Origin of the sequence: Corallococcus sp. AB018 (assembly GCF_003986945.1) — a bacterium.
Lineage (GTDB): Bacteria > Myxococcota > Myxococcia > Myxococcales > Myxococcaceae > Corallococcus > Corallococcus exiguus.
This window is the reverse complement of record NZ_RAWR01000415.1, coordinates 1-2,520: the sequence shown is the minus strand read 5'-3', so window position 1 is coordinate 2,520 and position 2,520 is coordinate 1. Positions and strand designations below refer to the sequence as shown.

Here is a 2,520-nt window from a genome sequence, read left to right as displayed (position 1 = left end):
GAGACAGCCGTCCCGCACGTCCTGCCCTCAGACCCAAGAGCAACTGCCGTGCCGTCGCTCAACCCAGCGTTTTCCGAGGGAAGAAACCCTGGAGCACCCCTGCCTCGCAGGGCAGGACTGACTTTCTTTCAGCCCGGCTCCAGGTAGATCCGCCCTCTTTCCTGCCCTCCGGTGCCATGCGCACCCCGGCGCACGTCAGGCGGGGGACGGAGCTGTCCGACGCTGGGACAGCACACCGTCCACGCAGGGGTGGATGTGCGAGGACCTGGGAAGCTTCAGGGATGGTGGGCCCTGACGCGGGGCCGCCCGGGGAGAAGGGGGCCATCCAGGCGTCAGGGTGGGGATTCCGCGGACGGCGCCTGCCTCGAGGGCGGCGCGCATCCGTCACGACTTACACAGCTACTTCGACGGCGGCACCAGGACGAGGATGAGCTCGCCACCCACGTGCTTGCCGGCCTTCTGGTACACGGCGCCCTGACGGCCCAGCTCCACCTCCACGGAGGACTGGTTCGGGATGATGACGCGCAGCGTGGCGCTGCCGTCCTTCATGCCCAGCAGCTGGAGCGACGCGTTCGTCCCGTTGGGGAGCTTCACTTCCGTGGGCTTCTGGGCGCCCACCTCCACGGTGTCCAGCGACATGCGCTTGAAGGAGGTGAAGCTGAAGTTCTGCTTCTGGAACGCCTCCTTCATCTTGTTGAGCTCGGGCGGCTCCACCGCGGTGCCCTTGTTGGAGGCCAGCACCACCTCCACCTGCACCTTCACCTTCTGCTCCTGGGCGGAGGCGACCGCCGGCCCCATCACCAGACCCACGGCGAACAGCAGAGCCAGCACCGCCCACGTCGGCTTCGTCATAGCGCTCCTCCGGTGGGCCGGGGCGGGACGGACGGAGCCGGCGTCGGCTGTCCTCCCTGGCCATCCTGCTCCACGCTCGAATCCTGGGACTCCACCGCGCCCGGCTTCTTCTCCTTCACGGGCTCCGGGGCCTGCTCCTGCTCGTCCACCATCCAGATGATGGAGCCGCCGCCCTCCGTCTCCATCACCACCGGGGCCACGCGGGCGCCCTGGTAGGACTGGATGGACTTCACCGTCATGCGCTCGGCGGCGTAGCCCTCCGGCGCGTTGTCGCGCAGCACCAGCGGCAGGGCCACCAGCATCACCACCGCGGCGGTGGCCAGCGACGAAATCATCGCCGTGCGCTGGTAGAGGAACATCTCCGACAGGGCCAGCCGCATCCGCTCGATGAGGGGCGGCTTCTCCGGCGTCACCCGGGCCATGACCTTCTGGGCGAAGTCCTTGAAGTCGACGTCGTCCACCGCCATGTCCAGGCCGACCCGGAGCAACCCGGACTCGGCGCGCAGGTCCGCCGCGCGGCCCGTGCAATCCCGGCAGGCGGCCAGGTGCCGCTCCACGTTGACGCGCTCCCCAGGAGCGACTTCACCGTCGATGTAGGGAGACAGGAGCGGTACGAAACGCTCACACGCGGGATTTCCGGCCATACTCTTCACCCTGCGGGCTGGTGGGAATTCGTCGGTGGGACGCGACGGGCCCCACGGATATTCGAGGAGGCCTTTCTGGCATCCTCATTCGTTGCCCACTCCGCTCTTGGCTTCGTCCAGCTCCAGATAATCCCCCAGGATTTTCTGCACCTTGGCGCGCGCGTGGAAGAGCCGGCTCATCACCGTGCCCTTGGGGATGTCCAGCGTGCGGGCCAGGTCCTCGTAGGACATTCCCTCGATTTCGCGCAGCAGGAGGATGGCGCGGTGCTTCTCCGGCACCGTGGCCAGGGCCTCCTGGATCTTCTCCGCCAGCTCCTTGCGCAGGGCGCTCTTCTGGGGATTGGTCCCCAGGCGGCTGCCGAGCGCGCCGATGCGGGCTTCGGAGAGGTCCACTTCCTGCGTCTCGTCGAACTCCACGGCCTCGCCGCCGCCGCGGCGCTTGCGCAGCACGTCGATGCAGATGTTGGACGTGATGCGGTAGAGCCACGTGTAGAAGGACGCGTCGCCCTTGAAGTGGTCCAGGTACTTGTAGACCTTGACGAACGCCTCCTGAGAGACGTCCATCGCCTCCTCCTTGTCCTTCAGCATTCCGAGCGCGACGGCATACACCTTGCGCTGGTAACGCTCGACGAGGAGCTTGAAGGCGCGCTGGTCCCCGCTGCGGACGCGCTTGACGAGTGTGAGGTCGTCGGTGGCCAAGTGCGCGGCACCGTAGCACAAGCCGCGCCAACCCCAAGGCTTTCGACGCGCCCCGTCGCTCCTAGAGGGAGCTGACGAGCGCGATGGCCGCCAGGGCCAGGCCCACCATGGCCAGCACCGCCCCGAAAATCATGCGGTCCCACTGGGCCTGGGTGACGGCGGAGTCCTCCGTGTCCTCTCCGGCCCGGAAGGTGTGGAGCACGTTCCAGAACATGCGGCCGCCCAGCCGGCGGTCGCTGCCATGGCGGTCGCGGGGGTCGTCGTTCTGGAGGGGGTGCCCCTGGGCGTCCCGGCGCACGAAGGTGCCGGGCAGGGGGTGGTAGAG

Annotated in this window: 3 protein-coding genes and 1 pseudogene; all 4 read right to left on the bottom strand. The window is 68.0% G+C overall.

The annotated features are described in order from the left end of the window. Positions 1-399: 399 nt before the first annotated feature. Entirely contained in the window at positions 400-852 is a 453-nt protein-coding gene (locus D7Y11_RS42285) for a hypothetical protein (RefSeq protein WP_120575622.1), read from the bottom strand. Then, positions 849-1,496: an anti-sigma factor gene (locus D7Y11_RS42280; RefSeq protein ID WP_120575623.1), complete on the bottom strand. Its 648-nt coding sequence runs from the start codon at positions 1,494-1,496 to the stop codon at positions 849-851. Before D7Y11_RS42280 ends, D7Y11_RS42285 begins: the two co-directional genes overlap by 4 nt. Positions 1,497-1,580: 84 nt before the next feature. Then, complete coding sequence (locus D7Y11_RS42275; protein ID WP_120575660.1) at positions 1,581-2,195, bottom strand: RNA polymerase sigma factor; 615 nt, start codon at positions 2,193-2,195, stop codon at positions 1,581-1,583. Between the two features lie 61 nt (positions 2,196-2,256). Continuing rightward, positions 2,257-2,520: pseudogene (locus D7Y11_RS43640) on the bottom strand (hypothetical protein); the annotation flags it as partial.